A 25,015-nucleotide genomic window follows, 5' to 3' on the forward strand; every position below is an offset into this window, starting at 1 on the left:
CGAGACATTCCTACGGACGCTGGCGCGCGTGCAGCGGCTCTCCTCGGGGCTGGTGCACGAGTTCGCGCTCTGCTTCGAGGGACGGCTGAGCCGGGAGCTTCGCGAGGCGGGAGCCACGGTGCACCTGCTGGGCGAGGTGAGGGTGAGCCGCCCGTGGACTCTGTGGCGCGCCCGAGGCGAGCTGTCGCGGCTGCTGGAGCGGGGCGGGTACGCGGCGGTGGTCTGTCACGCGGCGTGGCCCCAGGCGCTCTTCGGCCCGGTGGTGCGTTCGAGCCAGGTGCCGCTCATCTTCTGCCAGCACGATGCGATGGCCGGGCGCCATTGGCTGGAGCGCTGGGCCCGAGTCACCGAACCAGATCTGGTCATCACCAACAGTCACTTCTCGGCGGGGACGCTGGCGAATGTCTACCCACGGGCCCGATACAAGGTGAGGTATCCCCCGGTGCCCGCGCCTGAGCCCGTTGCCGCGAGCGAACGGGCCCGGGTTCGCGCCGAGCTGGGCGCGGGGGAGCGGGACGTTGTCATCGTGCAGTGCTGTCGGATGGAGGCGTGGAAGGGGCACCGCCTGCTGCTGGAGTCGCTCGGGCGGTTGAGGAGTCTGCCGGGCTGGGTGCTCTGGGTGGCCGGAGGCGCGCAGCGCCCGATGGAGGTGCGCTACCTGGCGGAGCTGGAGGCGCTGGCCTCCAGGCTGGGCATCCGCCAGCGCGTGCGGTTCCTCGGTCAGCGCGCGGATGTGCCGCGCCTGTTGGCAGCGGGGGACATCCACTGTCAGCCCAACACGAGCCCCGAGCCGTTCGGCCTGGCGTTCATCGAGGCACTGCATGCGGGACTGCCCGTGGTCACCACTGCCATGGGCGCGCCGCTGGAGACGATTGACAGCTCGTGCGGCGTCCTCGTGCCGCCAGAGCCTGAGCGGCTGGCCGAGGCGCTTCAGCGGCTGATCCAGGATGGAGAGGAGCGGCGTCGGCTGGGGGCGGGAGGTCCCTCGCGCGCCGCGGCGCTGTGTGGTCCCGCGGTCTTCCTGCGCGGGCTGGCCGAGGACATCCGTGTCTTCACGTCGAAGGAGCACGCATGAGAGGCCCCAGGCCCGGAGTGCCCTCGGTATTGGCGCGCCCACTCCAGGGGCCGGGCGTCCTACGACAGCGCTATACACGCTCCAGGCTGTCTCGAGCGGAGCAGCCGGCCGCTGGCGAGGATTACACCTCTGCCCCCGTGGGGCCGGTGGCCGCCAGCAGCGAGGCGCCCTCCGGCGCTCCGGCGCGCCAGCGCTTCTTGGGCTCGAGCCACATGGTCACTGGCTTCCTCTGCCTCCAGATCGTCTGCCAGCTCGCGCTGCTGGTGGAGGCCATCTCGGCGATCCGCGTAGTTGTACGCATCCTCATGTTCGGCGTGAGCCTGGCGCTGCTCGTGCTCGTACCTGGCCGACGCCTGCGGCACCCGGCGACGCCGTTCCTGATCGCCTCGATGAGCATCACCGCGCTGAACATGTTCAACCCGGGGACCAACAGCGTCCTGGCCGGGGCGGCGCAGCTCGGCATCCAGCTCGCCATCCTCGGGCCGCTCTTCTGGGTGACACGGTTGCGCATCGACGCGGCGACGTTCAGGCGCACGCTGGCGCTGCTGTTCCTCTTCAACGCGGCAAACGCCGCCACGGGTGTGCTCCAAGTGTACTTCCCCGGGCGCTTCCAGCCGGCGCTGTCCACGGCGATCGGGAACATGGGGGAGGAGTACACCAACAGCCTCCAGTTCGAGACGGCTACCGGCGAGCGCGTCTTCCGGCCCTTCGGGCTCACGGATGCGCCCGGTGGGGCCGCCACGGGAGCCTTCTACGCGGTGCTGCTCGGCGCCGGCTTCCTGATCAGCTCGCGGGGTGGGCTCGTCAGGGCACTGAGCGTGGGGGGCATCTTCCTGGGAGTGGTCAGCCTCTACCTCTGCCAGGTGCGCGCCATCGCGCTGATGCTCCTGGTGTGCCTGCTGGCCATCGCGGCGGTGCTCGCGCTCAGTGGCCGGCTGCTGCGGCTGACGAAGCTGCTGGCCGTGGTAGGTGGACTGGCCGTGTTGGGCATCGGCTGGGCCACCAGCGTCGGAGGTGACGCCGCCATGGCCCGCTGGAACAGCCTCGTCGAGAAGGACGCGGCCGACGTCTACTACAACAACCGCGGCTACTTCCTCGAAGGCACCCTCAACTACTTCGTCCCCGAGTACCCGCTGGGCGCGGGGCTGGGGCGCTACGGGATGGCGAACGCCTACTTCGGCGACAACAGCGATCCCTCGCGCAGCTCACTCTGGGCGGAGATCCAGTGGACGGCGTGGGTCTTCGACGGCGGGGTGCTGGTGCTGTTGCTCTACCCGCTGGCGTTGCTGGCCACGGCCCTCTGGACGTTCCGGCTCGCGCTGCGCAGAGAGGAACTCGGCGAGTTGTGGCTGTGGGGCACCCTCATCTTCGCATATGACCTGGGGGCCATTGCCCTCACCTTTAGCTACCCCTTCTTCATGAGCCAGGCGGGCATGGAGTTCTGGCTCCTCAACGCCGCGCTCTTCGGCGCCTTCTTCCACGCGGCCCGGCAGGCTCCGCGTCCCCAACCGCATGAGACCCTACACCCTGATCGCCGGTGACTTCGTCGCCACCGGAGGAATGGATCGGGCCAACCTCGCGCTGGCGAGCTATCTGGCGCGCCAGGGAGTGCCTCTGCGCCTGGTTGCGCACCGAGTGGCGGACGAGCTGCTGGGCTTCCCGAACGTGCGCTTCGTGCGCGTGCCCAAGCCCGCGGGGGCGTACATGCTGGGCGAGCCGCTGCTGGATGTGGCGGGGCGGCTCTGGGCGCGGCGCACGCTGGCCGAGGGCGGACAGGTGCTGGCCAATGGAGGCAACTGCGCGGTGCCCGCAGCCAACTGGGTCCACTACGTCCATGGGGCCTATGCCTCTCAGGGCACCGGCTCCATGCTCCGCCGCCTCAAGGGCCAGGTGAGCCACCGGCTGTACCTGCGCGGCGAGCGCCAGGCGCTGCGGCGCGCGCGAGTCATTATCGCCAACTCGGAGCGGACCAAGGCGGACCTGGTGGCTGCCACGGGCGCGCCGCCCGAGCGGGTCCATGTCATCTATTACGGCATCGACCCGGAGCGCTTCCGCCCGCGCGCGCCCGAGGAGCGGCGGGAGGCGCGCGCGGCGCTGGGGTGGCCCGAGGGGCGGAGGGTGGCGCTCTTCGTCGGCGCGCTCGGGGACAAGCGCAAGGGGTTCGACACGGTCTTCCCAGCGTGGGCGCGGCTGTGCTCGCGCGGGGACTGGAATGTGGACTTGAAGGTGGTGGGCGTGGGGGCCCAGCGCGAGGTGTGGGAGCGCGAGGCCCGGCAGCGCGGGCTGGGCGAGCGCATCCAGTTCCTGGGCTTCCGCAAGGACGTGCCCGAGCTGATGGCCGCCGCGGACCTGCTGATCTCTCCCACGCGCTACGAGGCATATGGGCTGGGCGTCCACGAGGCGCTGTGCACCGGGCTGCCCGCGCTGGTGAGCCGCACGGCCGGCGTCGCTGAGCGCTACCCCGCCGAGCTGAGGGTGCTGTTGATCGATGATCCGGATGACGCCGAGGAGCTGGTGAGGCGCCTGGAGACGTGGAGAGCGCACGAGGCGGAGTTGCTCCCTCACACCACTCGGCTGGCGGGGGAGCTGCGCTCGCAGACGTGGGATGGCATGGCCGCCGCCATCGTGGACCTGCTCGAGCGCGAGCGAGCCAGGTAGGCCCGTCAGCCGAGCACCGACTCGAAGAAGTCGAGGTGCTCTCGGGCAACCACGGGCCAGGCGAACCGAGTCACCGCGCGCTCGCGGCCTCGCTCGGACAGCTCTCGGCGGCGGTCCGGGCTCTCCAGCAACTCCGACAGCGCCGCGGCCCAGGCCGAGTCGTCCGCCTCCGGCAGCACCCGCCCCGCGTCCCCCGCGGTGTGAGGGATTTCTCCGGAGTCGCTCGTCAGCACTGGCACTCCGCACGCGAACCCTTCCGCCAGCATCCGGCCAAACTGCTCCTTCCACCGGGGCGTCGTCTGGCTCGGCGCGCAGAGCACATCCATCGCGTTGAGCACTTGGGGCACCCGGGCGTGCGGCACGCCGGTGATGACTCGAACCCGGTGGCCTTGGCGTTCGGCCCAGGCGCGCAGGCTCGGCTCCAGCGGGCCTCCTCCCACGAAGAGCGCTCGCCAGGGCGTGGTGAGCCGCTCCAGCACGCGGCGCAGCAGCTCCACACCCTTCTCCGGCACGAAGCGCCCGAGGTACCCCACCACGGGTGGACCCTCCGCTTCCCACCCGAGCTCCCGCAGGAACTCCGCGCCCGCCGCCCGATTCGGTTGGAAGAGCTCCACATCCACGCCCATGGGGATATAGCGCGCCGGCCGCTGCGCATACCCGGGCCTGCCGAGCAGGTTCTGCTTCACCGTCTCCCCGAAGGCCACCCAGCCCGCCGAGCGCGACACCACGAAGCGCTCGAGCTGGGCGAACGGCGGCGGGTAGCGCTTGAACAGGTTCTGCGCCGTGGAGAACACGAGCGGCACGCGCCGGGGCGTCAGCAGCGCCACCTCCGCGCCCGCGAAGACGTAGGGCTCCTCCCACGAGTGCACCAGGTCCGCTCCGCTCGCCAGTTTCCGCCGCAGCTCCGGACCATAGAGGAACATGTGCGCCGAGCGGCTGAAGAGCGCCCGCACGGCCTCGATCTGGCTCGCCTCGCTGGCCTCGGGCTGGAGCGTGATGGGGCTGAGATCTCCATGGAAGAAGCGCGGCGCCACCGCCGTCACCTCCCAGCGCCCCGCGCCCACCCGCGCCATCTCGTTGGCCAGGCGCCGGTTGAGGGTGACCACGTACGAGTGCGAGACGCTGATCAGCCGGCGTGGCCGCTTCACGACGAGCCCTCGGTGCGCGGGAGCGCGCGGTAGATGTTCAGGATCTCCCGGGCGTAGCGCTCTCGGGAAAACCGCTCGGCCGCCGTCCGTCGCGCCGCCTGCCCCAGCCGCTCGCGCAGCCCCGCATCCCCCACCAAGGTCCGCATCGCCGCCGCCAGCGCTTCCGCGTCCCCCGAGGACAGCGTCAGCGCATCCACGCCCTCGGTGAGCTGCTCCGCGGCGCCGCTCGCGCGAGAGATGATCGCCGGCCTGCCGCACGCCAGCGCCTCCGCGATGGTGAGGCCGAAGGGCTCTCGGCGGGTGCTCGCGTGCACGAAGATGTCCAGCGCCCGGTACACCGCCGCGGGCTCGCGCTGGAACGGCACGAGCCCCACTCGCCCGCTCAGCCCCAGTTGCTCCACGAGCCCGCGCAGCTCCTCCTCGGAGAACTGGGAGTCCGGCGTGCGGTAGAGCGGCGCGCCCACGAGGTAGAAGCGCACGGGCCGGGTGGGCCGCTCTCGAACCAGGCGGGCCGCGGCCTGGAGAAAGAGGTCGTGGCCCTTCCAGCGCGCATAGGTGGCCACCAACCCGAGTCGCAGCGTACCCTCCGGCGCCGGTGGCAGCCCCGCCAGCGCATCCAGCCGTGAGCCCTCGCCCGGCCCCGGCGCGAAGCGCTCCACATCCACGCCGTTGTAGACGACATGGATGGGGACGGAGCCCAGCACCTCGCCAGCGTCCGTGCCCACCGCGCGAGAGTTGGCGATCGCCGCCGTCGCCAGGGCCCGCAGGCCCCGCAGGGCCCGGCGCACCAGCGGGCGCTCACCGATGAAGTCGTGGATGTGCCACACCCTCGCCACCGGCAGGCCCATCGTGGCGGGGCTCAGCAGGTGGGTCTTGATGCCATTGGAGTGGAGCAGCTGGGGCCGCAGCGAGCGGACCTCGCGACGCAGCGCATGCAGGTACCCCGCGAGCAGTCCCGGCACAGGCGCGAGGCCGCGAGCCAGTCCCCAGAGGGCCCCAGCTCCCTGCCCGCGAAGGCCACTGTCTCCCAGGGCCGAGAGCCGCTCGGGCAGCGGCAGCAGCCGCGAGTCCACCCCGAGCGCCCGCGCTTCATCCAACAGCGGCCCCTCGGTGCCGGCGAGCAGGTGCAGCGACAGCGCCGGATCAAGCCGGCGCAGGCACGCGAGCAGATCCAACAGCGCGCGCTCGGCCCCGCCCAGCACTCCCACGGGATTGAGGAAGAGGATGCGCAAGGCCCGGTGACCGAATCAGAGCGGCACCGGGCGGTCAAGCGGGACGCTAGTTGCAGTCCACGTCATTGTTGGAGTTGAACGGCTCGCCCGCGGCGATGTGCTCCATGACACCGCCCGTGCTCGGGCAGGCGGGCTCGAGATCGCCATCCGACGAGGAGATCAACCAGGTGTCCGCCGAGTCGCCCAGGTTGTTGTCCACGTCACCGGCGGCGTACACCAGGAAGGACCAGGTCTGCTCGTCACCGAAGAGGCCCGCGTTCACGTTCATGCCGTTGGCCATGCCCTTCGCGTCCCACCCAGTGCTGGTGGGGGGCACCACGGCAAACGTCACCGGGAAGTCCGAGAAGCGGAAGGTGTCCACGCCGACGCACTTGTCCACGGGGTGCAGCACCGCATCCACCTTGCTTCGGTCCTCGCTGGAGGAGCAGTTGTTCTCCAGGTGGTAGCTGTAGCGGTTGCCGCGCTCGGCGGCGAAGCCCGTGGAGTGGATGTCATCCGTGGGCTTCTTCTGCAGCGTGCGCATGCTGGTGAAGAGACTCTTGAGGTTGGTGGCCACCTCGGACTGCCGCGCGCGCGCCTGGAGTCGCAGGAAGCTCGGGATTGCGATGCTCGCCAGGATTCCGATGATCGCCACGACGATCATCAGCTCGATGAGGGTGAATCCACGGTGGGAGTGGCGGGTCGCCATGGGGGCTCCTTGAGAGGGACAAAGAACGTCGTGCCCTGTCGAGGGAGCAAGCGCCGAGCCATACGCTTTGTGTCAGCGGCCCGCGCGCGGTGGCGGAAACAGGCGATTTTCCGCGTCCAGCGCGCTTGTGTGAGATCCAACTGCCTTGCACGGATGATCCGATCGCGCGCCGCCGGATCCGTGGGGGCTGTCGTATGCACACTGGCTCTGCACAGTGCGTCGGAGCCGTTGTGTGTTCACCGTGGACTCAGACCCGCGTCGCACGCCGATGAGTGCCAGTGAACGACATGACCAAATTTGTCAGGAGGTGACACTTTTTGTCGGCGCCTCCAGGAGCGTGGCTCCACTGGAGGGCAATCTTTCCACTCGCGCCGCACGAGATGATCCGCGAGTGGATCCGCGCGGCGCGCTGGTGAGAACCGTATTACCCGATGGCCGCGCTTTTCGCAACAGCGCGGGGAGCCTTGCGTAGCCAGTGTCGAGCAGGCTCCTCGACGCGGTGGAAGAGCAGGAGGGAGAGGGCCACGGCGAGGGGCGCCACGAGCAGCGCGACGAGGTTGTGAGGCAGCGCCAGCGTGCGGGTGTTGAGGGCGAGCGCGTAGTTCATCATCGAGCCGTGGAGCAGATAGAGCGCGTAGCTGGCGCCGCCGAGCCGCACGAGCAGCCGCGTCCCCAGCGTCAACCCGTTGCCGGAGACGCCGCACGCCAGCAGCCAGATGCACACGGCGAACAGCGGGACGAGCACCCCCATCTGCACTCCCGCCGAGGGCTTGGGCGGCAGCCAGATGATCACCGCGGCGATGACCGCGCACGTGGCGAGCAGCCCCACGGTTCGCCAGCCCTGGCTGCCCTGGGAGGTGCGGCGGCAGAACAACAGCCCGAGGCAGATGCCCATGACGAACTCGTGCAGCCGGCCTACCGGCAGGGCGGACTCGGGCAGCAGGCTCCACACGCGCAGCGCCTGGACCACGAGCTGTGGAGCGCCGTGTGTGGAGAGCATCGAGGCGAGCTCTCCCGAGATGAAGTTCATCGTCCCCACGAGCCAGGCGCCCACGGCCACGCCCAGCAGCCGGCGTGAGCTCTGCCGCGCGAGCCAGGGGCCCAGGAAGGGGAACACCGCGTAGAAGAACGCTTCAATCGAGAGCGTCCACGCCAGGATGTTCCAGGTGGGGCGGCTCAGATCGAACCAGGACTGCGTCAAGGTGAGCGTGGTGACGGAGATGCGAGCCGCCTCCGTGGGGGTGGCGGCGGGCTGGGCCAGGTGCAGGAAGTGGATGAACAAGGGAAGGTCCACCACGAGCGCCAGGAGGTAGATGGGATAGATGCGCGCGAAGCGGGCCCGGTAGAAGTCCCACGCGGTGCCCATGAAGCCGCCCCGCTCGCCCAGGTAGTTGTAGGCGAGGATGAAGCCAGACAGGACGAAGAACAGGCTGACCGTGGTGAAGCCCGCCTCGAGCAAGCGCCCGAGGAACACCGGCGCGCTGGGCTCACAGGGAGGGCAGTAGAAGTGGTAGCCGACCACGCTCAACGCGGCGAAGAAGCGCAGCCCGGTACAGGCATCGAGCGCGGGGCGTCGGAGGGTGGGAGAGGGCGAGGAGGCCATGAATGAAAGCGGGCGCATCGTAGCAGCCCCGTGCCATCAGCGCGGGACGAGCCGCTGATATGCCTCAAGCACCGTGCGCGCGTGTGCCTGCCAGGTGAACCGACGAGCGCGCTCGAGCCGGACCTCGCGAGCGGGTGGGAGCTGCCGCTCGGAGAGCAGCGCGTCCAGGGTCGCCACCCACGCCTCCACATCACCGGCAGGACAGTAGAGGCAGGCGGTGTCTCCCACTTCGCGCAGGACGGGGAGCGCGCTGGCCACCACGGGAGCGCCACACGCGAGCGCCTCGATGACAGGCAGCCCGAAGCCCTCCGCCTCGCTGGTGACGAGCACGGCGCGCGCCCCGCGGTAGAGCCCCGCCAGCGTCGCCCGGTCCAGCTTCGGCGGCTGTAGCAGCGCATCGCTCATGCCCAGCCGTGCGACCTGCTCGCGCTGCGCGGGAGTCAGAGCACCGCCCTGCTGGACGAGCCGCAGCTCCGGGTGCCGGGCGCGCAGCGCGGCGAATACGGCGAAGAGCACATCCAGGCGCTTGCGCGGAATGGAGCTGCCCACGTGCAGCAGGTAGGGCCGTCCCCCAAGCGGTGCGAGGACGGTGCTGCTCGTGTCTCCTGGAGCGGGGTCGGGGCGGTACTCCGGAGACACTCCAGGCGGAGCCCAGACGAGCCGGCTCGGATCCACCACGCCGTGGGTGAGCAGCTCCGCGCGCACGGCCTGCGTGCCGTGGAAGACGACGGCCGCGCGCTCCAGGCCGAGGAGGGTTGCGCGAGCCATGAGCCGGAACCAGGCGGGGCGCGGCTCGCGATGCGGCTCGAGCACTGAGCGGAAGGTATCCAGGTCGTGGCAATAGACACCGGTGCGCCGCGCGGGCAGGGCGTGGACGAGCTGCGCGTATGAGTGATCCACCACGTGGAAGGCGTCATACCGGCCTCGCTCCAGCAGGGCGCGTGCGGGGTACGCACCGAAGCGCGTGAGCAGCCGATCCGCGTTGAAGGCCGTACGCCCGGGGAGTCTTGGCAGGCGCTGGATGAGGCGCGGGATGGGCGGGCGCACTGCCGCTACCTCCACCTCCGAGCGCAGCGCGGACAGCTCTTCCTCCAGCGCTTCGCCCACGAGGTCCATGCTGGGCCAGCCCTCCTCGCGCGGATCCATCAGCAGCGCGAGCTTCAGCGGAGCACCGGACCTCATGGGCGCCCACCTCCCTCAGGTGGCGCGGAGCCCAGCAGCGCCTCCATCGTGCGCTCCAGGGAGAAGCGCTCCCGGTACACCTCGGCCGCGCGAGAGCCCAGCGCCGCACGCTCCTCGGGCCTAGCCAGCAGTCGCTCGGCGGCCTCAATCAACGGCGCGGGATCCGTTCCCTCCACGAGGGCGACGGCGCCTAGCTCTCGCCAGAGGGGCTCGGTGAGGTGCCCGGTGTTGGTGACGAGCGGGCGGCCCAGGCCCAGGCTCGCCATGGTGGTGCCGCGCCGCGTGCTCACGCCATCCACATAGGGCTGGACGAGCAGCTCACAGGCCATCAGGTGCGCCGCGAGCGCATCGGACGCCAGGGAATCGCGGGAGAGGAGTTGGCGAGCCAGCTCGGGGTGGCGCTGAGCCAGTCCCTCCCGCCAGGCGTGGCTGCCCCGGCCCAGCAGCAGCACGCGGCGGCGCGGATCCGCGCGCAGCAGCGGGACGAGCACGCGCTCCAGCGGCCCCGAGAGCAGGGCGCCGTAGGTGCCGAAGTGTCCGAGGAGCAGCCCCTCGCCCAGCTCCGCGCGCACGCGAGCGGCAGCCTCGGCGGGCACCTGCGTGGGGAAGTTGCTGGGTACGGGGCGCCACTCGGCGCGGCGGCGGATCCGCGCGGGCAGGTGCTCGGCCCAGCTGGGAATGGACACGAACAACCGGTCCGCCGCTTGGGCCACCAGCCGCACCATCACCCGCGTGGTGCCCGCGAGCACCTGGTGGCGCAGCGGAGCGCGCGGGCTCCACGGGTACACCACCTCGTGGAAGAAGACCCAGCGCTCATCCTTGCGGCGCGCGGCGAACCACGCGCAGAAGGGCACGTTCATCGCCTTCAGTCCAAACGCGTGCGGCACGTACTGGAGCAGCAGCCGCCTCGGCGCCCGGCAGCGCTCCAACCCCCGCGACAGCCGGATCAGCCCCGCGGGCGTGAAGAGGCCCGGCGCGCGGTGCACGGTGACACCTTCCTCCCGCGTCTCCCCGGCCTTGCCGGGAGCCCACACGTGGACCTCCAGGCCTCGGCACGCCAGCTCCCGCGCGATCAGCCGCGTGTAGTCGCTGACGCCACCGGGCTCGGGTGGGTACTCGCCCGTGAGCAGGTGCCAGGCGACCTCCGAGGCAGGCGGGGGGGGACGGCTCAGGAAGCCTCCATGTCCCGGATGGCCAGGAGCTGGAAGGCATGTCTCGGGAATCGGGTGGCAAACGGCTCGGTGAGGCGTGACAGCAGGCCCCCCAGCCGGTGCGGGCGGATCCGGGGCAGGGCGTAGTCGCCGCGCAGGGGCTTCCACCCGCTCATGCCGATGACGCGGTAGCCGCGCAGCTCGAAGTCATACACCTCCCAGCCCGAGCGGTGGTGCTGGTGCACGTTGCCGTCCCACTCGTCCTGCGGCAGGAAGCCGTTGGGCGTGAAGAGGATGACCCGCTTGCGGGCGATGGACTCAAGCGTCTCCAGCAGGCGATAGCCGTCCGGCTTGTCGAAGTGCTCGATGACATCGAGCGCGATCGCCGCATCGAAGCTCTTCGGCCCGAAGAACTCCCCCACCTTCAGCAGATCCATGCAGTGGTACTCCTGGTGGATCCCCGCGGCACGGCTGCGCTCGATGGCCTTGTCGTAGCCATCCACGCCCACCGTGCGCGGGATGAGGTGCGAGAAGTGCTGGAGCGGCGAGTTGAACCCACACCCCACGTCCAGCACGCTGTCACACGTCCCCACGAGCGCGTCGCGCAGGGTGCGGTGAAACACCTCGTGCTCACCTACCAGCACCTCGCTCCGGAGGAAGTTCAGGATGGGGCCCGGTTGCATGCGGCGCGGGACCGTAGTCCTCGCGCTCCGGGAGTGTCAAAAGACTCGAACGGCTCTGGGGCGCGCCTCGCTCGGAAGGGGAGCGGGCACGCCGGCCCGTGCTTGAGAGCAGCGCCAGCCGCCGGTAGCATTCGAGGCTCGCGCGCGCTTCAGGCCTCGGCGGGCGCGGCCTGTCTCCGGATGAACGCCACCGCCGCCCCAGAAGTCGCAGTCACCGCCGCCGAGGTGAAGGCCCGCGCTCAGAAGGGAGTGTTCGTCCTCGTCGCGCGGACTCTGGCTTCCCAGGGCCTGCGCGTGGTCAGCGCCCTGGTCCTGTCGCGCCTGCTCTTCCCCAAGGACTATGGCGTCTTCGGCATCGTCTCCTATGCGGCCAACCTGGGCGTCTTCCTCGGAGACCTGGGGCTGAGCGCCGCCCTCGTGCACCAGTCCCACGAACCCACCCCGGAAGAGACCTCCACCATCTTCTGGGGCCACCAGCTGCTGACGGCGCTCCTCGTCGCCATCGTCGTCGCGCTGGCCCCCGGCCTCGTCGCGGGGTACGCCCTGGGGGCCCAGGCGCTCCCCATGGTCTACGTCCTGGCCGCGAGCCTGTTCTTCTTCTCCCTGCGCATCATCCCCCTCATGGCGCTGGAGCGGAGGCTGGCCTTCCCCGTCATCGCCCGCGCCGAGCTCATCGAGAACGTGGCGCAGGTGGTCACTACCCTCTCCCTGGCGGCGCTGGGGTGTGGGGCCTGGTCGCTGGTGGGCGGAGGTCTGGTGCGCGGCACCGTCGGCCTGCTGTGTATCTGGCAGGCCTCTCCCTGGCGGCCCCGGCTCACCTTTCATGGCTCCATCATCCGGCGGCTGCTGAGCATGGGACTGGCGTTCCAGCTCCCACCTTTGGTGGCCGCTTTCACCGCGGGCTGGGTGCCCCTCGTGGTGGGGCGCTACCTGGGCAAGGACGCGGTGGGCCTCGTCAATTGGGCCTGGGCCCTGGCCTCCACGCCGATGCTGATCAGCGTCATCCTCAACCGCGTGGCCTTCCCCGCCTACTGCCGCCTGCAGGAGGACCCTGTGGGCTTCGCCGAGTATCTGCGCACCTCGCTGCGGCGCCTGTCCGCCGCCTTGTGCCTGCTCATCCCCTTGGCTGTGCTCGCCGTGCCCGTGGCCGTGCCCCTGTTCTTCGGTGAGCGCTGGGTGCCCGCCGTCCCTCTGGTGCAGTGGTTCAGCATGGAGTGCATCCTCACCACGCTCATCGGCTTGCTCGCCACGGCGCAGAATGCCGGAGGCCAGCCCTGGCAGCGGCTTGCTGTCACCGTGGGAGTGGGCGTGTCCAAGTGGGCGCTGGCACTCTGGCTCGTTCAGCGCTTCGGGCTGATGGGCGTCGGACCCCTGGGGAGCATCGTCAGCCTGGGCGAGCTGGCCGCCACCGCCTGGCTCGTCACAGGGCTCAACCCCGCGCTCCGGGGACTCGTGGTGGAGGTGGTGGAGCCCGTTGTCACCGTGGGCCTGCTGCTGCTGGGAGTGCTGCTCGGCACGCCGTATCTCGTCCGCGAGGGAGTGTGGGCCCAGGGCTTCGCCGGCGGGGCGCTGTTCTGCGGCCTGGTCCTCGTGCGCGAGCGTTTGCCTGGGCCGCTGCCGCTGGTGGCCGAGCTGCGTACCATTGTCGCCCTCGTGCGGGCCCGGTTCCGGGGCGCGGTGCCTCGGGAGTCTTCGCCATGACGAAGCCCGATCTCGCCATCTCCATCGTCAACCACAGCAACCCGGAGCTGCTGCACGACTGTCTGCGCACGCTGTTCGCGACGACGAAGCAGTGCTCCTTCGAGGTGTGGGTGGTGGACAACGCCACCGATGGGCGCGGCGTGGAGGCCATGCGGCGCGACTTTCCCCAGGTGCGCTGGCTCTTCAACACGGAGCGCAAGGGCTTCTCCGCCAACCACAACCAAGTGCTGTCCCAGGCGCGGGCTCGTTACATCTGCGTCTTCAATGACGACACGATTGTCCACGAGGGGGCGTTCGACTCACTGGTGCGCTTCATGGACGCGAACCCCCGCGTGGGCATGGCCGGGGCCAAGCTGCTCAACGCGGACGGCACCGTGCAGAACTGCGCCTTCCGGGAGATGACGCTCGCCTCGGCGCTCTGGGACATCTGCTTCCTGCCGCGCCCGCTGCACTTCCTCAAGGTGCGGCACATCCACCCGGCGCAGTACGGCTACGAGCAGGCGCGCGTGAGCTGGGTGCTGGGCGCCTGCATCGTCGTGCGCGCGGAGTGTCTGCGCGAGGTGGGCCTGCTGGACGAGCAGCTCTCGCCGCTGGGCAACACCGAGGACACGGACTGGTGTGTGCGAGCGGGGAAGGCCGGCTGGGAGGTGGCCTTCTGCCCAGATGCCGTCATCACCCACCTCACGAGCCGCTCCTTCCGGCCTTCGGCCTCGGGCCCGGACAAGATCCGCGTGGAGCTGTGGCGCACGCGCCTGGCCTTCTTCCGCAAGCACCACGGCCGGCTCCACGAGCAGCTCTTGCGCTTCATCCTCGTGGGCACGCTGCCGTGGAACGCGTTCGTGCTGACGCAGACGTTGCTGCGGCGGCGCGTGAGCCTGAGCGATTACAAGCGGCAACTCTCCACCTTTGTGCGCATCTCCGAGATGGGGCTGCGCGCGCGCGTGGGGTAGGCGGCCATGCCCTTCTTCTCGATCGTCATCCCCACCTACAACCGGGCCCGGCTGCTCGAGGAGTCGCTGGCATCCGTCTTCGCTCAGGAGCTCACCGACTTCGAAGTGCTCGTGGTGGATGACGGCTCCACGGATGACACGCAGGCGGTGCTCGCGCGGTACGGCGAGCGCGTGCGCGCGCTGCGCCAGACGAACCAGGGGCAGGGCGCCGCGCGGAACCTGGGCATTCAGCACGCCACGGGCCGGTACATCGTCTTTCTGGACAGCGACGACTTGTGGTTCCCGTGGACGCTGGAGACGTACAAGCAAGCCATCGGCATGTACGGGGAGCCCTCGGTGGTGATGGGCACTCCCGCGCCCTTCCATCACCCGGAGGAACTGGGCCGGGTGCGCCGCGAGACACTCCGTGCTCATGCGTTCGCGGACTACTTCGCCACCGCGGAGGAGTCCTTCGTCCGCACCGCGTGTGTCATCGCCGTGCGCGCCGAGGCGCTGCGCCGGGTAGAAGGGTTCACGGCACGGCGCATCAGCGGCGAGGATCATGATCTGCTCTACCGCCTGGGCACGGAGCGTGGCTTCGTCTGCGTGGAGGCGCCGCTGGCGGTGGGCTACCGCCAGCACGGAGGTTCCTCCTCGAGGGAGCTCGAGCGGGGCTTCGAGGGGCTGTGCTACCTGCTCGAGCAGGAGCGGCTCGGCGGCTATCCAGGAGGAGCGGCTCGCAAGCGGGAGCGGCTGATGCTGATCCTCCACAATGCGCGGCACGTGACGCGGTGGCTGGTCGAGGGCGGGCGGCCGGAACTGGCGCTGGAGCTGTATCGCCGGAGCTTGCGAGGGCACCTCTCCGTGCCTCGCTGGCGTTACATGCTAGGCTTTCCACCGTGGATGGTCGCGTCGGTCCTGCGGCAACTCCGGCGTTGATGCCGCGCGGGTCTCAGAATGGATCTCTACTCTCTCTATGAAAGAGCCCAGTCCCGGCTGCGCGTCCAGGCGCTGGTGCTGCGCGGCTACCGCGGCTCCCGGCGCCTCCACGTAGGGCCAGGAGTCCGTATCAGCCGGCCGGATCTCCTGGAGATCGCCGACCGTTGCATCCTGGGCGCTCATGTCTCACTCCACATATCCGCGCTCTCGGCTCAGCACTCCCTGGGCCGTATCCAACTCGGCGCGCACGTCTTTCTGGGCGCCCAATCCATCATCGAGAGCACGAGCTCCGTCCAGATTGGCGCGGACACGATGCTCGGGCCCAATTGCTACGTCACCGACACCAACCACGGCATGAGCCTGGGCACCCCCATGCGCCTCCAACTGGGAACCACCAGTCCCGTGGTCATTGGAGAGGACTGTTGGTTGGGCGCGGGGGTCATCGTCCTCAAGGGAGTCACCATTGGCCGGGGGACGGTGGTCGCCGCCGGCAGTGTGGTGACCCGGAGCCTGCCGGAGAATGTCGTGGCCGCTGGCACTCCCGCGCGTGTGGTCCGGGCCAGGACGTGAAGTATTGGGCCGCTCAGCGGTTCGTCCCGAGCAGCCAGCGCCTCAGCCTCAGCCCCGGCTTCTCCACCAGCCGGTACGTGAGCGCCGACACCAGCAGCGTCGCCCCGATGAATGCCAGCAGATTCAGCCCCCAGCCGCCCAGCGTGAAGTGGCTTCGCTCGAAGACTCGCACCACCAGACCGTGCCAGAGGTACGCCCCGTAGGACGTCACCGCCACTGCGTAGACGGCTCGCCTCACGGGGGCCGGCAGCCGCACGGACTCCATTCCCACCAGCACCAGCCCGAAGCCCACGCTGAGCCCCGTGAAGACCCACAGCCGTGCAGCTCCCAGCAGCGTTGGGCCGCACAGCGCCAGCGTCATCGCCAGCACTCCAAGCCCCATGGCGGCGCTCGCCACCTTCCGCCACACGGCCCAGCCTTGCCAGCGTGGCGCCGTGCACGCCAGGAAGACGCCCACGGCCAGTCCGTCCAGGTGCAAGTGCGTGGGCCACTGGAGCACGGGGATCAGCTCCAGCACCGGCGTGTCCATGGGCAGCGTCCGCGAGACGAGCACCCGCCCCGCCAGGCTCGCTATGGCCGGCACCAGCCAGACCCACGCCGGCCACGCTCGGGCGCGCAGGCCGAACGCCAGCAGCGGGAGCACCAGGTAGAAGTGCTCCTCTACGCACAGCGACCAGCTCTGCACGAAGTCCCGCAGCGGGCGGTAGTTCTGCAGGAAGAGCGCGTAGTGCCAGCCGCCTCCCACGAAGGGCGCTCCGAGCAGCCGCGGCTTGATGAACGCGTAGGTGCCCAGCACCAGGAAGTACAGCGGCAGGGTGCGCGTCCAGCGCTTCACCCAGAAGTGACGGAGCTGCGTCCCCAGTGGCGCATCCGCCCTTGCTGAGAACACCTGCCGCCCGATGAGGTACCCCGACAGCACGAAGAAGAGATCCACCCCCACCCAGCCGAACCGGGTGGCGCGTTGCAGAAGCGGGGGCAGCGCCTGGTAGATCTGCTCGGGAGCGTGGAAGAACAGCACCGGTAGGATCGCCAGCGCTCGCAGGACATCCAGCCCGTCCTGGCGCGCCTCGGCGGGCACGGAGGGCACCTCAGCCGATGCCCGCACGAGAGCAGGCGCTTGAGGAGGCGCATCTGAGTCCAGCGCCGGAGCCGGGCCGTCACTCCGCACGGGCTTCTCCCGGAAGCAACCGAACCAGCAGTGCCGGCGGCGAGTGCTTCAGCTGAAGCGCTCGCTTCTCCACAAGGTGCCACGACAGCGCCGCGAGAGCCACCACCACCGGTAGCGACACCGCCGCATTCACCCACCACACTACGTGGCCACCCATCAGCGCAGTGACCAGTTGCTGCACCGGGAACGCGTAGATGTACACGCCGTAGGACAAGTCCCCACGACGCGCGAAGCCCGCGAGCCGGCTTGGTAGGAAGGCCAGATACAGCACCAGGTACGCGCCGCAGCACCCCAGCGCGTGCTGGAACCCCACTCCCAGCCGCGCAGTCACCAGCAGCGCCACCCCGCACCCCAGTGCTACCCACGGGCTCAGCCTCACTCGCTCCCTGAACAAGTACAGCAGCAGGCCTCCGCCGAAGTAGAGGTACAGCTCCGGCCACAGGTTCAACCGGGGCCCCACATGCGGCACGAAGGGCACCAGCGCCGCTGCCACCCAGCCCGCCAGTGCCACCTGGCGCCGCAGCAGTCTCGCGGCTCCCAGGCCCGCCACGAGCAGGTAGAAGCCCACCTCGTACTTCAGTGTCCACAGCGAGCCATTCACTGCGCCAGGGTACGCATTCCCCTGGAACACCCCGGGCAGGTTCCACTGCGGCGCGTAGAGCGTGAAGTTACGCAACAGGTACAGGTACGTCTCCGGCGCTTGGAAGTATGTCCCCAGGGGCAGCCTCGTCAGCGCAGGCCCGAGCAGCAACGCACTTGCCAGGAGCACCACCCCCAGCCCCGGGAAGATGCGCAGTACTCGCGCCCACGAGTAGCGCGCCAGGTTCGGCGAGCGCTCATAGCTTTGAGTGATGAGCAGCCCGCTGATCACCAGGAACACCGCCACGCACAGCCGCCCCAGCGTCACTTGCCCCCGCGTGAAGTCCTCCAGCGGCTCTCGTGTCCCCAGGCCCTGGCCCAGTGGAAACGCATGCGAGAAGATCACCCCCGCCGCCGCCACGAACCGGATGAAGTCCAGGTTGTTACGCTTCCCGTCCAGACACTGCCGCAGGGTGGGGTAGGGAGACGAGGGGAGCATAGGACGGTGCAGTGCGCCGCGGCGCATTCTGGCCCGGTCTCCCTGCCCCTCAAAGCATCCAGGGAGCCGACCCCTCGATTTCAAGTGCCACCCCTCGAGAACCCTCCGTGCTATCCAGCACCTGGGCTGTCTTCTCCTCGGTGACGGCGTGTCTGGCCTTCGAGTCCTCCTCGGTATCCATCACCAGCTTGATCCGAACCTCGGCGCTCCCGGCGTCACCCTGGCCCTGGGGAGCGCGCTCGCCGAGCTCGGCTGCAACGTCTTCTACTACGGCTTTGATCAGGCCTTCCCGGGCGTCACTGCGTACTCCGCCTGGCACAACGTGCGCTTCCCCTGGGCGCTGTCCGCGTGGCTCGCGCGCAACGCCGGGCGCTTCGATGTGCTCGACATCACCACCGGCGACAACTGGCCCTGGGCGCGCCTGGGCCGTCCCGGTGCCCGGCGCCGCCACGCCCTCCTCACCCGCAGCCATGGCCTGGAGCAGGTTGTCTCCGAGCAGCTCCGCGCGGACGCTCGCGCGGGCCTGGCGCGCCTGAGCTGGAAGTACCCGCTGTACCACGGCGGCTTCCGGCTCTGGGAGGTGCGCCAGTCGCTCCTGCTCGCGGATCATGTGGTGCTCCTCAACCCCATGGACCGCGACTACGCGCATGAGCGCCTGGGCGTCCCCGGTGGCCGCATCTCTCTCATCCCCCACGGGCTGCCCGAGTCCTTCCGCGCGCTCCCGCCGCCCGAGCCCTTCGACGAGAGCCCCTTGCGCCTTGCCTTCGTGGGCTCGTGGATTCAGCGCAAGGGCCGGGAGGATGTCGTCGCCGTGGCGCAGGCGCTGGTGGAGCAGGGTGTGGCCTTCTCGCTCACGCTGCTGGGTACAGGCATGAGCGAGGCAGAGGTGCTCGCGGCCTTCCCCGCTCCCGTGCGCGAGCGCCTCCGCGTGCTACCTCGCTACCGCCACGCGGAGCTGCCGGAGCTGCTGCGCGCGCAGGAGGTGCTGCTCTTCCCCAGCCACGCCGAGGGTTATGGCATGGCGCTCGTCGAGGCCATGGCCTGCGGGCTCGCGCCCCTCTCGACGCCCGTGGGCGTGGCGCCGGAAGTCATCCGCGACGGAGAGACCGGGCGGCTGCTGTCCATCGGCGATGTGCCTGGCTTCACCTCCGCCGTGCGCGCCTGCGCCGAGGACCGGCGCTGGCTGCTCGAGGTGCGGCGGGCGGCGCAGGTCGCCGTACAGGGGATGACATGGAGGGAGGTGGCTCTGCGAACCCTGCGAGTCTACGAGTCGGTCCTCCGAGGCGAGGGGGAGCAGGCAAGCGAGCCACGCGCAGCCGGGTAATTTTCTGGAGCGAACATTGACGCGCCACGCCGCCCGCCGTCACCATGGCGATTGGCTCGGCCTCGATGATCACCTTCTTCGTCACCTTCCTCCTCTCGCTGATGGTTGCGCTGGTGCTCACGCTCGTCGTGCGCAACCGGGCCCTGGCGTGGGGCTGGGTGGATCAGGCCAACTCCAGCCGCAAGGTGCACGTCCGCCCCATTCCCCGTCTGGGCGGCATCGCCATCGTCGCCGGCTTCTTCGCGCCCTTGTGCGCGTTGTTCCTCGTCGACTCAGGCGTGGGCTACCTGTTCCGCTCCTACGAGACGCTCGTCTGGGGCCTGTTCTGTGGTGGCACCGCCATCGCCATGCTCGGCCTGTATGACGACCTGCATGGGGCGGGCGCCCGGCTCAAGTTCGGCGTCCAGTTCGGCGTGGCCATCGCCCTCTACATGCTGGGCTTCCGCGTCGAGCTGATCGCCAACCCGTTCGGGGCGGAGTTCTCCCTGGGCGTCCTCAGCCTGCCGTTCACGCTGCTGTGGATCGTCGGGGTCATCAACGCACTCAACCTGATCGACGGGCTGGATGGGCTGGCCGGAGGCGTGGCCTTCTTCGGCGTGGGCACCAACTTCATCCTCTCGCTGGTGCGCGGGGATGTCGTCATGTGCCTGCTGATGGCGGCGCTGGCCGGCGCCATCCTCGGGTTCCTCGTCTTCAACTTCAACCCGGCCTCCATCTTCATGGGCGACACCGGGAGCATGTTCCTCGGCTTCGTGCTCGCTGCCGTCTCCCTGAAGACGTCCACCAAGAGCGGCACCGCAGTGGCCATGCTCGTGCCCGTCATCGCTCTGGGCCTTCCCATCATGGACACGCTGCTGGCGATGATCCGCCGCTCCATCATGGGCCGACCCATGTTCAGCGCGGACAAGGAGCACATCCACCACCGCCTCATGAGCCGGCTGGTGCTCAGCCACCGCTCGGCCGTGCTGGTGCTCTATGGCCTGTGCGCCCTGTTCACCCTCACCGCGCTGGGCCTCAATTTCGCCAACAGCGCCCAGAGCGCCATGCTCCTGGTGGGCATGGCCGTGGTCATCTTCGTGCTCATGCGCAAGCTGGGGTACCTGGACCTGCGCCGGGCCGGTGCGGTGGGAGAGGCGCGGCGCAAGAACATCCGCCTGCGCTCGCTGGTGAAGGAGTACTCCCGGGCGATCCGCGCCGCCCCGTCGCTCCCGGCGGTGTGGGACGCCGTGCGCCCGCTCGCGGAGGCGCTGGATGTGGCCCGGCTGGAGCTGCGCCTCCAGCACCAGCGCGACGGGCACACCGAGGGCATCGTCTTCGAGACTCTGCGTCCCGCGGGCTCCGCCCTGTCGCTGGACATGCGGGTGGAGATCAAGGAGGCGGAGCAGCCGCTCGGTTGGCTCAGCCTGTCCTGGAGAGATGGGCGCGCGGAGCTGAGCCGGGATGAAGAGCTAGCCGTGGAGCTCGTCGCCGATGCCGTGGCCGAGCGCGCCGCCAGCCTCATGGCCCTCGCCGAGGCCGAGCCGGGCCGTGTCGTAGCGCTGAGGCGGTGACGCGCGTGGGCGCGCGGGACTTCCTGGCGCTGCTCCACGCGTGGCCGGAGGCTCCGGCGGGCACTCCTCCAGTGGAGGCCGAGGCCTTCGTTCGAGCCGCCGCGCGTCACGGGCTCGCGGGCTTCGCCGTGCATGCCTCGGAGCGGGCGGGGTGGGTGTTGCCAGCGGGCGCCCGCGAGCTGCTGCGCCGCGAGTCCCAGAGCAGCGCCGCGCGTGCCATCCGGGTCCATGCGCTCCTGCTGCGCTCGCTGGATGCGCTCGCCGCGGTGGGGGTGGTGCCCGTGGTGCTCAAGGGCACGGCGTTGGCGCGGCGGCTGTACCCGGAGCCCTTCCACCGGGCCACCACGGATGTGGATCTGCTCGTGGCCGGAGCGCAGGTGGAGACGTCCTCGCGCGCCTTGGAAGGCCTGGGGTTGAGGCGGGCGCCTGAGAAGCCAGGGCATGGGGGAGAGCACTCGCATCACCTCGAGTTCGAGGGCCCCGCCGGGCTCGTGGAGCTGCACTTCCGAGCGCTCGTGGGGTACGGACAGGCGCTGGAGGCCGATGCGCTGCTCGCCCAGGCCGAGGAGGGTGAGCTGGAAGGGCGGCGCGTGCGCTACCTGCGCGCGGAGGAGGAGTTGGTGTACCTGTCGCTCCATGCGAGCAACCACCTGCTCCAGCGGCTCGCGTGGCTGTTCGATTTGAAGCTGCTGGTGCTAGCGAACCCGCGGCTGAGCTGGCCCCGCGTGGTGGAGGTGGCGCGTGCCACGGCGCTGCCGCAGCTGGCGTGGTACGCGTTGGAGGCCGCGAGCCGGCTGCTGGGAGCGCCTCTTCCGCCGGAGGTGCTCGCGGAGCTGGCCCCCCCGCGCTGGCAGCGGCTGCTGGCCTCCCGGTTCTTCTCCGAGGAGCAGTTGCTGGGCACCTCGCTCGTCGAGCACCGGGCGGGGTGGGCCGCCGCGAAGCTCCTGCTCGCGCCTCGTGCAGGCCCGATGGCTCGCTACGCGCTGTGGCGGCTCGGGGAGGCCCTCCGCGCGCGGCTCCCGAGGGCGCCGCGACGGTGAGGCCTCAGCTCACTGCTTCTTCAAGACGAAGATGTGGCAGTCCCCGCCCTTGAGGCCGCGCAGCAGGGGGCCCACGAGGCGGGTGATGAGCTGGTAGAGCGGGCGGCTGCCCGTGGGATGGGGCTGGTTGAAGGTGTGCTCGACGAGCTGGAACCCCGTGTCACGCAGCATGCGCTCGAGCATGAAGGTGTGGATCGGGGTGATGTGGGTCGGGTCGTTGAAGCGCGGGTTCCGGCCGAACATCCGCAGGTTGCCGGTGGCGAGGAACTGCAGGCGCGCGGGCACGTTCTCGATGTTGGGCGTGGTGAGCACCATCACCCCGTGGGGCGCGAGCAGCTTGTGACACTCGCGCAGGAAGGCGCGCGGGTTCTCCAGGTGCTCGATGACCTCGATGGCGGTGATGCCCTCGAAGGGGCCTGGGACATGGGCGCTGAAGGGCTCGTTGAGATCCGCGACGCTGAGGGGCGCGCCGCTGAAGCGGTAGAAGGAGGTGTCCCGCTCCACGGCGGTGACGCTGTAGCCCAGGGAGACGAGGCGCGAGGCCCAGGCACCCGAGCCGGCACCGAGATCCACCACCCGCGCAGGGGCGGGCAGGTGGCGCTGGAAGACAGCCGTCACGGCCTCGTGCATTCCGGGGACGGTGCGGGCCTGGAGTTCCGAGTGATTCTCCGGAGCCTGGGCAGAGGATGTGCTCATGGAGCCTCCTGCGGCGGGGAGCATTGGGCGGTGGATGAAACCATGGCTCAGCGGCATGTCCAACCCAGCTCCGCCAGGACGCGCGAGCGCTCTTCGGGCGGGCGCTCCCGAGCGCGAGTGTCACCTGCCGAGGAAGGGAGCGCACGCACGCATTGCGCCCTGGGAGGTGTCTCGCTAAAGGTCTGCCACCATGGCTCCGAGCCTGTTCGATACCTTTCGCACCCTGGCCTCCTTCGATCCTCCGCGCCGGTCGCTGAAAGGCGCGCCGTGGGAGGAGTACACGGATTGGGCCATTGCCCAGGGGCTGGCGCCGCTGGCGGCCTACAACCTCGAGTACCGGCTGGGCGGTGCGGACTCGCCGGAGTGGGTGCGCGATCGCCTGCTCTCCATCTACCAGGGCTCCGTCAACGACAACGTGATGAAGCTCGTCAACTTCAAGCAGATCGTCGACGAGCTGGAGGGCCGCAAGCTGCTGGTCATGGGCGGGGCCGCCTTCGCCGAGGCCATGTATCCGCACGTGGGCTTCCGGCCGGTGCTGGACATCCACGTGCTGCTCAAGCGCGTGGATGTGGACGGCTTCTCCGGCTACCTCTCCCAGCACCACTTCAAGCCGGAGAAGGATGAGACCCACAGCGGCGCAACCCGCCTGCTGTCGGACGGGCGCACCGCGATTTATCTCTTCGCGGACGTGCTCGGCCCCAACCGGCGCGAGGAGTTCCAGGGCATCTTCGACCGGGCCAGGCCGTGGAAGGTGTACGGCCCCTCCATCTACCGGCCGGACCTGGAGGACGCGCTGCTGCTGCTCTGCCTGGAGCACGCGCGCCAGGGCTACCAGGTGCCGTGGCTGTCCTTCGTGGACCTGCGGGAGCTCGCCACCGGCGCCACCTCCATGGGCGGCCTCTACTCGCGGCCGCTGGATCTGGCGGCGCTCCAGGAGCGGGCTCGGGCCTGGCGGCTGGAGCGAGCGCTCTACACCTCGCTGTCCATCGTCGCGCGGCTCTTCCCCGAGACGGCGGGGGCGGTGGAGGCGGCTCGTCCGCAGCTGCGCCGCGCCACGCAGCAGCTGCTGAACCGGCTCGTGGTGGAGCCCGTGAGCGTGCCGGGCAGCCTAGGGGTGCTCCGTGGCGCGGATCGCCTCCGCCGCCTGCTCACCGGGCAATGAGCCCTCGCCCGCCTTCCTGACAGGCGCTGGAGGCGGTCACTGGCTTTCCCTGGTCGCGCGCTCGTCGTAAGAGACGGGGGCGCCAGTTGCCACGGGAGTCTCATGCGCATCGCCATCATCGGAACGGGTTATGTCGGGCTCGTCGCGGGTACCTGCTTCGCGGACTCGGGCAATGACGTCACCTGCGTGGACATCGACGAGCGGAAGATCCGCGCGCTCCAGGCGGGCGAGGTGCCCATCTACGAGCCGGGCCTGGAGGAGCTCATCCGCAAGAACGTGCGCGAGCGGCGGCTCTCCTTCACCACGGAGCTGGCGCCCGCGGTGGGGCCGGCGCAGGTGGTGTTCATCGCCGTGGGCACTCCCGAGGGCGAGAGCGGGGACGCGGATCTTCAGTACGTGCTGGCCGCCGCGGAGCAGATTGGCCGGGCCCTGCGCCAGTACACGGTGGTGGTGGACAAGAGCACCGTGCCGGTGGGCACCGCGGACAAGGTCCGAGAGGCCATCTCCCAGGTGACGAAGGTGGAGTTCGACGTGGTCTCCAACCCCGAGTTCCTCAAGGAGGGCGCGGCGCTGGAGGACTTCCTCAAGCCGGACCGGGTGGTCATCGGCGCGGACTCCGAGCGGGCGCGCCGCCTCATGGGCGAGCTGTACGCGCCCTTCGTGCGCACGGAGAACCCCATCTTCTACATGGACACGCGCTCGGCCGAGCTGACGAAGTACGCAGCCAACGCGATGCTGAGCACGCGCATCTCCTTCATGAACGACATGGCCGCGCTCTGCGAGAAGGTAGGCGCGGACGTGGACTTCGTGCGCAAGGCGCTGGGGGCGGACCGCCGCATCGGCTACCCGTTTCTGTTCCCGGGCGTGGGCTACGGCGGCTCGTGCTTCCCCAAGGACGTGAAGGCGCTGGTGGCCACCGCTCGCGAGCATGGGCTGGAGCTGGATCTGCTGCGCGCCGTGGAGCGCACCAACGAGCGGCAGAAGAAGCTGCTGGTGAACAAGGCGCTCAAGCACTTCGGCGGCTCGTTGGCGGGGCGCACCTTCGGCGTGTGGGGCCTGGCCTTCAAGCCGAAGACGGACGACATGCGCGAGGCGCCCTCCATCGAGGTGATCGAAGGGCTGCTGGGCAAGGGCGCCCAGGTGGTGGCGCATGACCCGGTGGCCGAGCGCACCGCGCGGCGCTACTTCGGAGACCGGATCCGCTACGCCTCGTTTCCCTACGAGGCGCTGGAGGGTGTGGACGCGCTCTTCATCGTCACCGAGTGGAACGAGTTCCGCCACCCGGACTTCGAGCGGATGAAGGCGCTGATGAAGGCGCCCATCATCTTCGATGGCCGCAACATCTACGATCCGGCCCGGATGCGCGAGCTGGGCTTCACCTACCAGACCATCGGCCGCCGATGAGGCGAGGCGAGACACGAGGGCCGCGCCAGGTTTC

22 protein-coding genes are annotated in these 25,015 nt (G+C 69.9%); 12 read left to right on the forward strand and 10 right to left on the reverse strand.

Annotated features, from left to right (window positions below; all coding sequences use genetic code 11):
• The 3 genes from ACJ8AT_RS28565 to ACJ8AT_RS28575 all read left to right on the forward strand — a co-directional run.
• On the forward strand, nucleotides 1–1,075 hold a 1,075-nt coding region (locus tag ACJ8AT_RS28565; RefSeq protein WP_407741058.1), incomplete at its 5' end, for a glycosyltransferase.
• A 212-nt stretch (nucleotides 1,076–1,287) separates the two neighbouring features.
• The gene (locus ACJ8AT_RS28570) at nucleotides 1,288–2,616 is read left to right on the forward strand and encodes a hypothetical protein (protein ID WP_407741059.1); all 1,329 of its coding nucleotides are present in this window, start codon (nucleotides 1,288–1,290) and stop codon (nucleotides 2,614–2,616) included.
• On the forward strand, nucleotides 2,588–3,733 hold the full coding sequence (locus ACJ8AT_RS28575; RefSeq protein ID WP_407741060.1) for a glycosyltransferase family 4 protein: 1,146 nt from the start codon (nucleotides 2,588–2,590) through the stop codon (nucleotides 3,731–3,733). Before ACJ8AT_RS28570 ends, ACJ8AT_RS28575 begins: the two co-directional genes overlap by 29 nt.
• 5 nt (nucleotides 3,734–3,738) lie before the next feature.
• Here the strand turns inward: ACJ8AT_RS28575 and ACJ8AT_RS28580 are convergent, their stop codons facing one another.
• The 7 genes from ACJ8AT_RS28580 to ACJ8AT_RS28610 form a co-directional block, all read right to left on the reverse strand.
• Nucleotides 3,739–4,881 carry a glycosyltransferase family 4 protein gene (locus ACJ8AT_RS28580; protein WP_407741061.1) on the reverse strand — a complete coding sequence of 381 codons (1,143 nt, stop codon included), beginning with the start codon at nucleotides 4,879–4,881 and terminating at the stop codon, nucleotides 3,739–3,741.
• A complete protein-coding gene (locus ACJ8AT_RS28585) occupies nucleotides 4,878–6,113 on the reverse strand; it encodes a glycosyltransferase family 4 protein (RefSeq protein ID WP_407741062.1) in 1,236 nt (411 codons plus the stop codon). Before ACJ8AT_RS28585 ends, ACJ8AT_RS28580 begins: the two co-directional genes overlap by 4 nt.
• A 46-nt stretch (nucleotides 6,114–6,159) precedes the next feature.
• Complete coding sequence (locus ACJ8AT_RS28590) at nucleotides 6,160–6,801, reverse strand: prepilin-type N-terminal cleavage/methylation domain-containing protein (RefSeq protein ID WP_407741063.1); 642 nt, start codon at nucleotides 6,799–6,801, stop codon at nucleotides 6,160–6,162.
• A gap of 424 nt (nucleotides 6,802–7,225) precedes the next feature.
• A complete protein-coding gene (locus ACJ8AT_RS28595; protein WP_407741064.1) occupies nucleotides 7,226–8,404 on the reverse strand; it encodes an acyltransferase family protein in 1,179 nt (392 codons plus the stop codon).
• A 36-nt stretch (nucleotides 8,405–8,440) separates the two neighbouring features.
• Nucleotides 8,441–9,586 carry a glycosyltransferase family 4 protein gene (locus ACJ8AT_RS28600; protein ID WP_407741065.1) on the reverse strand — a complete coding sequence of 382 codons (1,146 nt, stop codon included), beginning with the start codon at nucleotides 9,584–9,586 and terminating at the stop codon, nucleotides 8,441–8,443.
• Nucleotides 9,583–10,809 carry a glycosyltransferase family 4 protein gene (locus ACJ8AT_RS28605; RefSeq protein ID WP_407741132.1) on the reverse strand — a complete coding sequence of 409 codons (1,227 nt, stop codon included), beginning with the start codon at nucleotides 10,807–10,809 and terminating at the stop codon, nucleotides 9,583–9,585. Before ACJ8AT_RS28605 ends, ACJ8AT_RS28600 begins: the two co-directional genes overlap by 4 nt.
• Nucleotides 10,755–11,420 (reverse strand): class I SAM-dependent methyltransferase, encoded by a 666-nt coding sequence (locus ACJ8AT_RS28610; protein ID WP_407741066.1) that lies wholly within the window; start codon nucleotides 11,418–11,420, stop codon nucleotides 10,755–10,757. The genes ACJ8AT_RS28605 and ACJ8AT_RS28610 overlap by 55 nt, the downstream gene beginning before the upstream one ends.
• 180 nt (nucleotides 11,421–11,600) lie before the next feature.
• On the opposite strand from ACJ8AT_RS28610, the gene ACJ8AT_RS28615 reads away from it, so the two are divergent.
• Genes ACJ8AT_RS28615 through ACJ8AT_RS28630 form a run of 4 tightly spaced genes read left to right on the forward strand, consistent with a single transcriptional unit; the run spans nucleotide 11,601 to nucleotide 15,559 of the window.
• Nucleotides 11,601–13,121, forward strand: a complete 1,521-nt coding sequence (locus tag ACJ8AT_RS28615; protein WP_407741067.1) for an oligosaccharide flippase family protein — start codon at nucleotides 11,601–11,603, stop codon at nucleotides 13,119–13,121.
• The gene (locus tag ACJ8AT_RS28620; RefSeq protein ID WP_407741068.1) at nucleotides 13,118–14,071 is read left to right on the forward strand and encodes a glycosyltransferase family 2 protein; all 954 of its coding nucleotides are present in this window, start codon (nucleotides 13,118–13,120) and stop codon (nucleotides 14,069–14,071) included. The genes ACJ8AT_RS28615 and ACJ8AT_RS28620 overlap by 4 nt, the downstream gene beginning before the upstream one ends.
• Nucleotides 14,072–14,077: 6 nt before the next feature.
• The gene (locus ACJ8AT_RS28625) at nucleotides 14,078–14,989 is read left to right on the forward strand and encodes a glycosyltransferase family 2 protein (protein WP_407741069.1); all 912 of its coding nucleotides are present in this window, start codon (nucleotides 14,078–14,080) and stop codon (nucleotides 14,987–14,989) included.
• An 18-nt stretch (nucleotides 14,990–15,007) separates the two neighbouring features.
• Nucleotides 15,008–15,559 (forward strand): acyltransferase, encoded by a 552-nt coding sequence (locus ACJ8AT_RS28630; protein WP_407741070.1) that lies wholly within the window; start codon nucleotides 15,008–15,010, stop codon nucleotides 15,557–15,559.
• A gap of 13 nt (nucleotides 15,560–15,572) precedes the next feature.
• Here ACJ8AT_RS28630 and ACJ8AT_RS28635 read toward each other — a convergent pair whose 3' ends face one another.
• Together ACJ8AT_RS28635 and ACJ8AT_RS28640 are read right to left on the reverse strand one after the other, a co-directional pair.
• The gene (locus tag ACJ8AT_RS28635) at nucleotides 15,573–16,664 is read right to left on the reverse strand and encodes an acyltransferase family protein (RefSeq protein ID WP_407741071.1); all 1,092 of its coding nucleotides are present in this window, start codon (nucleotides 16,662–16,664) and stop codon (nucleotides 15,573–15,575) included.
• Nucleotides 16,665–16,716: 52 nt separating this feature from the next.
• Complete coding sequence (locus tag ACJ8AT_RS28640; RefSeq protein ID WP_407741072.1) at nucleotides 16,717–17,805, reverse strand: acyltransferase family protein; 1,089 nt, start codon at nucleotides 17,803–17,805, stop codon at nucleotides 16,717–16,719.
• A 148-nt stretch (nucleotides 17,806–17,953) separates the two neighbouring features.
• Here ACJ8AT_RS28640 and ACJ8AT_RS28645 point away from each other — a divergent pair, with 148 nt between their 5' ends.
• From ACJ8AT_RS28645 to ACJ8AT_RS28655, 3 genes are all read left to right on the forward strand, one after another.
• Complete coding sequence (locus ACJ8AT_RS28645) at nucleotides 17,954–19,129, forward strand: glycosyltransferase family 4 protein (protein WP_407741073.1); 1,176 nt, start codon at nucleotides 17,954–17,956, stop codon at nucleotides 19,127–19,129.
• 65 nt (nucleotides 19,130–19,194) lie between these two features.
• Nucleotides 19,195–20,679 (forward strand): MraY family glycosyltransferase, encoded by a 1,485-nt coding sequence (locus tag ACJ8AT_RS28650; RefSeq protein WP_407741134.1) that lies wholly within the window; start codon nucleotides 19,195–19,197, stop codon nucleotides 20,677–20,679.
• Nucleotides 20,676–21,719, forward strand: a complete 1,044-nt coding sequence (locus ACJ8AT_RS28655; protein ID WP_407741074.1) for a nucleotidyltransferase family protein — start codon at nucleotides 20,676–20,678, stop codon at nucleotides 21,717–21,719. The genes ACJ8AT_RS28650 and ACJ8AT_RS28655 overlap by 4 nt, the downstream gene beginning before the upstream one ends.
• Before the next feature lie 9 nt (nucleotides 21,720–21,728).
• Here the strand turns inward: ACJ8AT_RS28655 and ACJ8AT_RS28660 are convergent, their stop codons facing one another.
• On the reverse strand, nucleotides 21,729–22,415 hold the full coding sequence (locus ACJ8AT_RS28660) for a class I SAM-dependent methyltransferase (RefSeq protein WP_407741075.1): 687 nt from the start codon (nucleotides 22,413–22,415) through the stop codon (nucleotides 21,729–21,731).
• 190 nt (nucleotides 22,416–22,605) lie between these two features.
• Here ACJ8AT_RS28660 and ACJ8AT_RS28665 point away from each other — a divergent pair, with 190 nt between their 5' ends.
• Together ACJ8AT_RS28665 and ACJ8AT_RS28670 are read left to right on the forward strand one after the other, a co-directional pair.
• Nucleotides 22,606–23,577 (forward strand): nucleotidyltransferase family protein, encoded by a 972-nt coding sequence (locus ACJ8AT_RS28665; RefSeq protein ID WP_407741076.1) that lies wholly within the window; start codon nucleotides 22,606–22,608, stop codon nucleotides 23,575–23,577.
• A 102-nt stretch (nucleotides 23,578–23,679) separates the two neighbouring features.
• A complete protein-coding gene (locus ACJ8AT_RS28670; protein WP_407741077.1) occupies nucleotides 23,680–24,981 on the forward strand; it encodes a UDP-glucose dehydrogenase family protein in 1,302 nt (433 codons plus the stop codon).
• Nucleotides 24,982–25,015 lie beyond the last annotated feature (34 nt).

The organism is Hyalangium sp. (assembly GCF_045802625.1).
Taxonomy (GTDB): Bacteria; Myxococcota; Myxococcia; order Myxococcales; family Myxococcaceae; genus Hyalangium.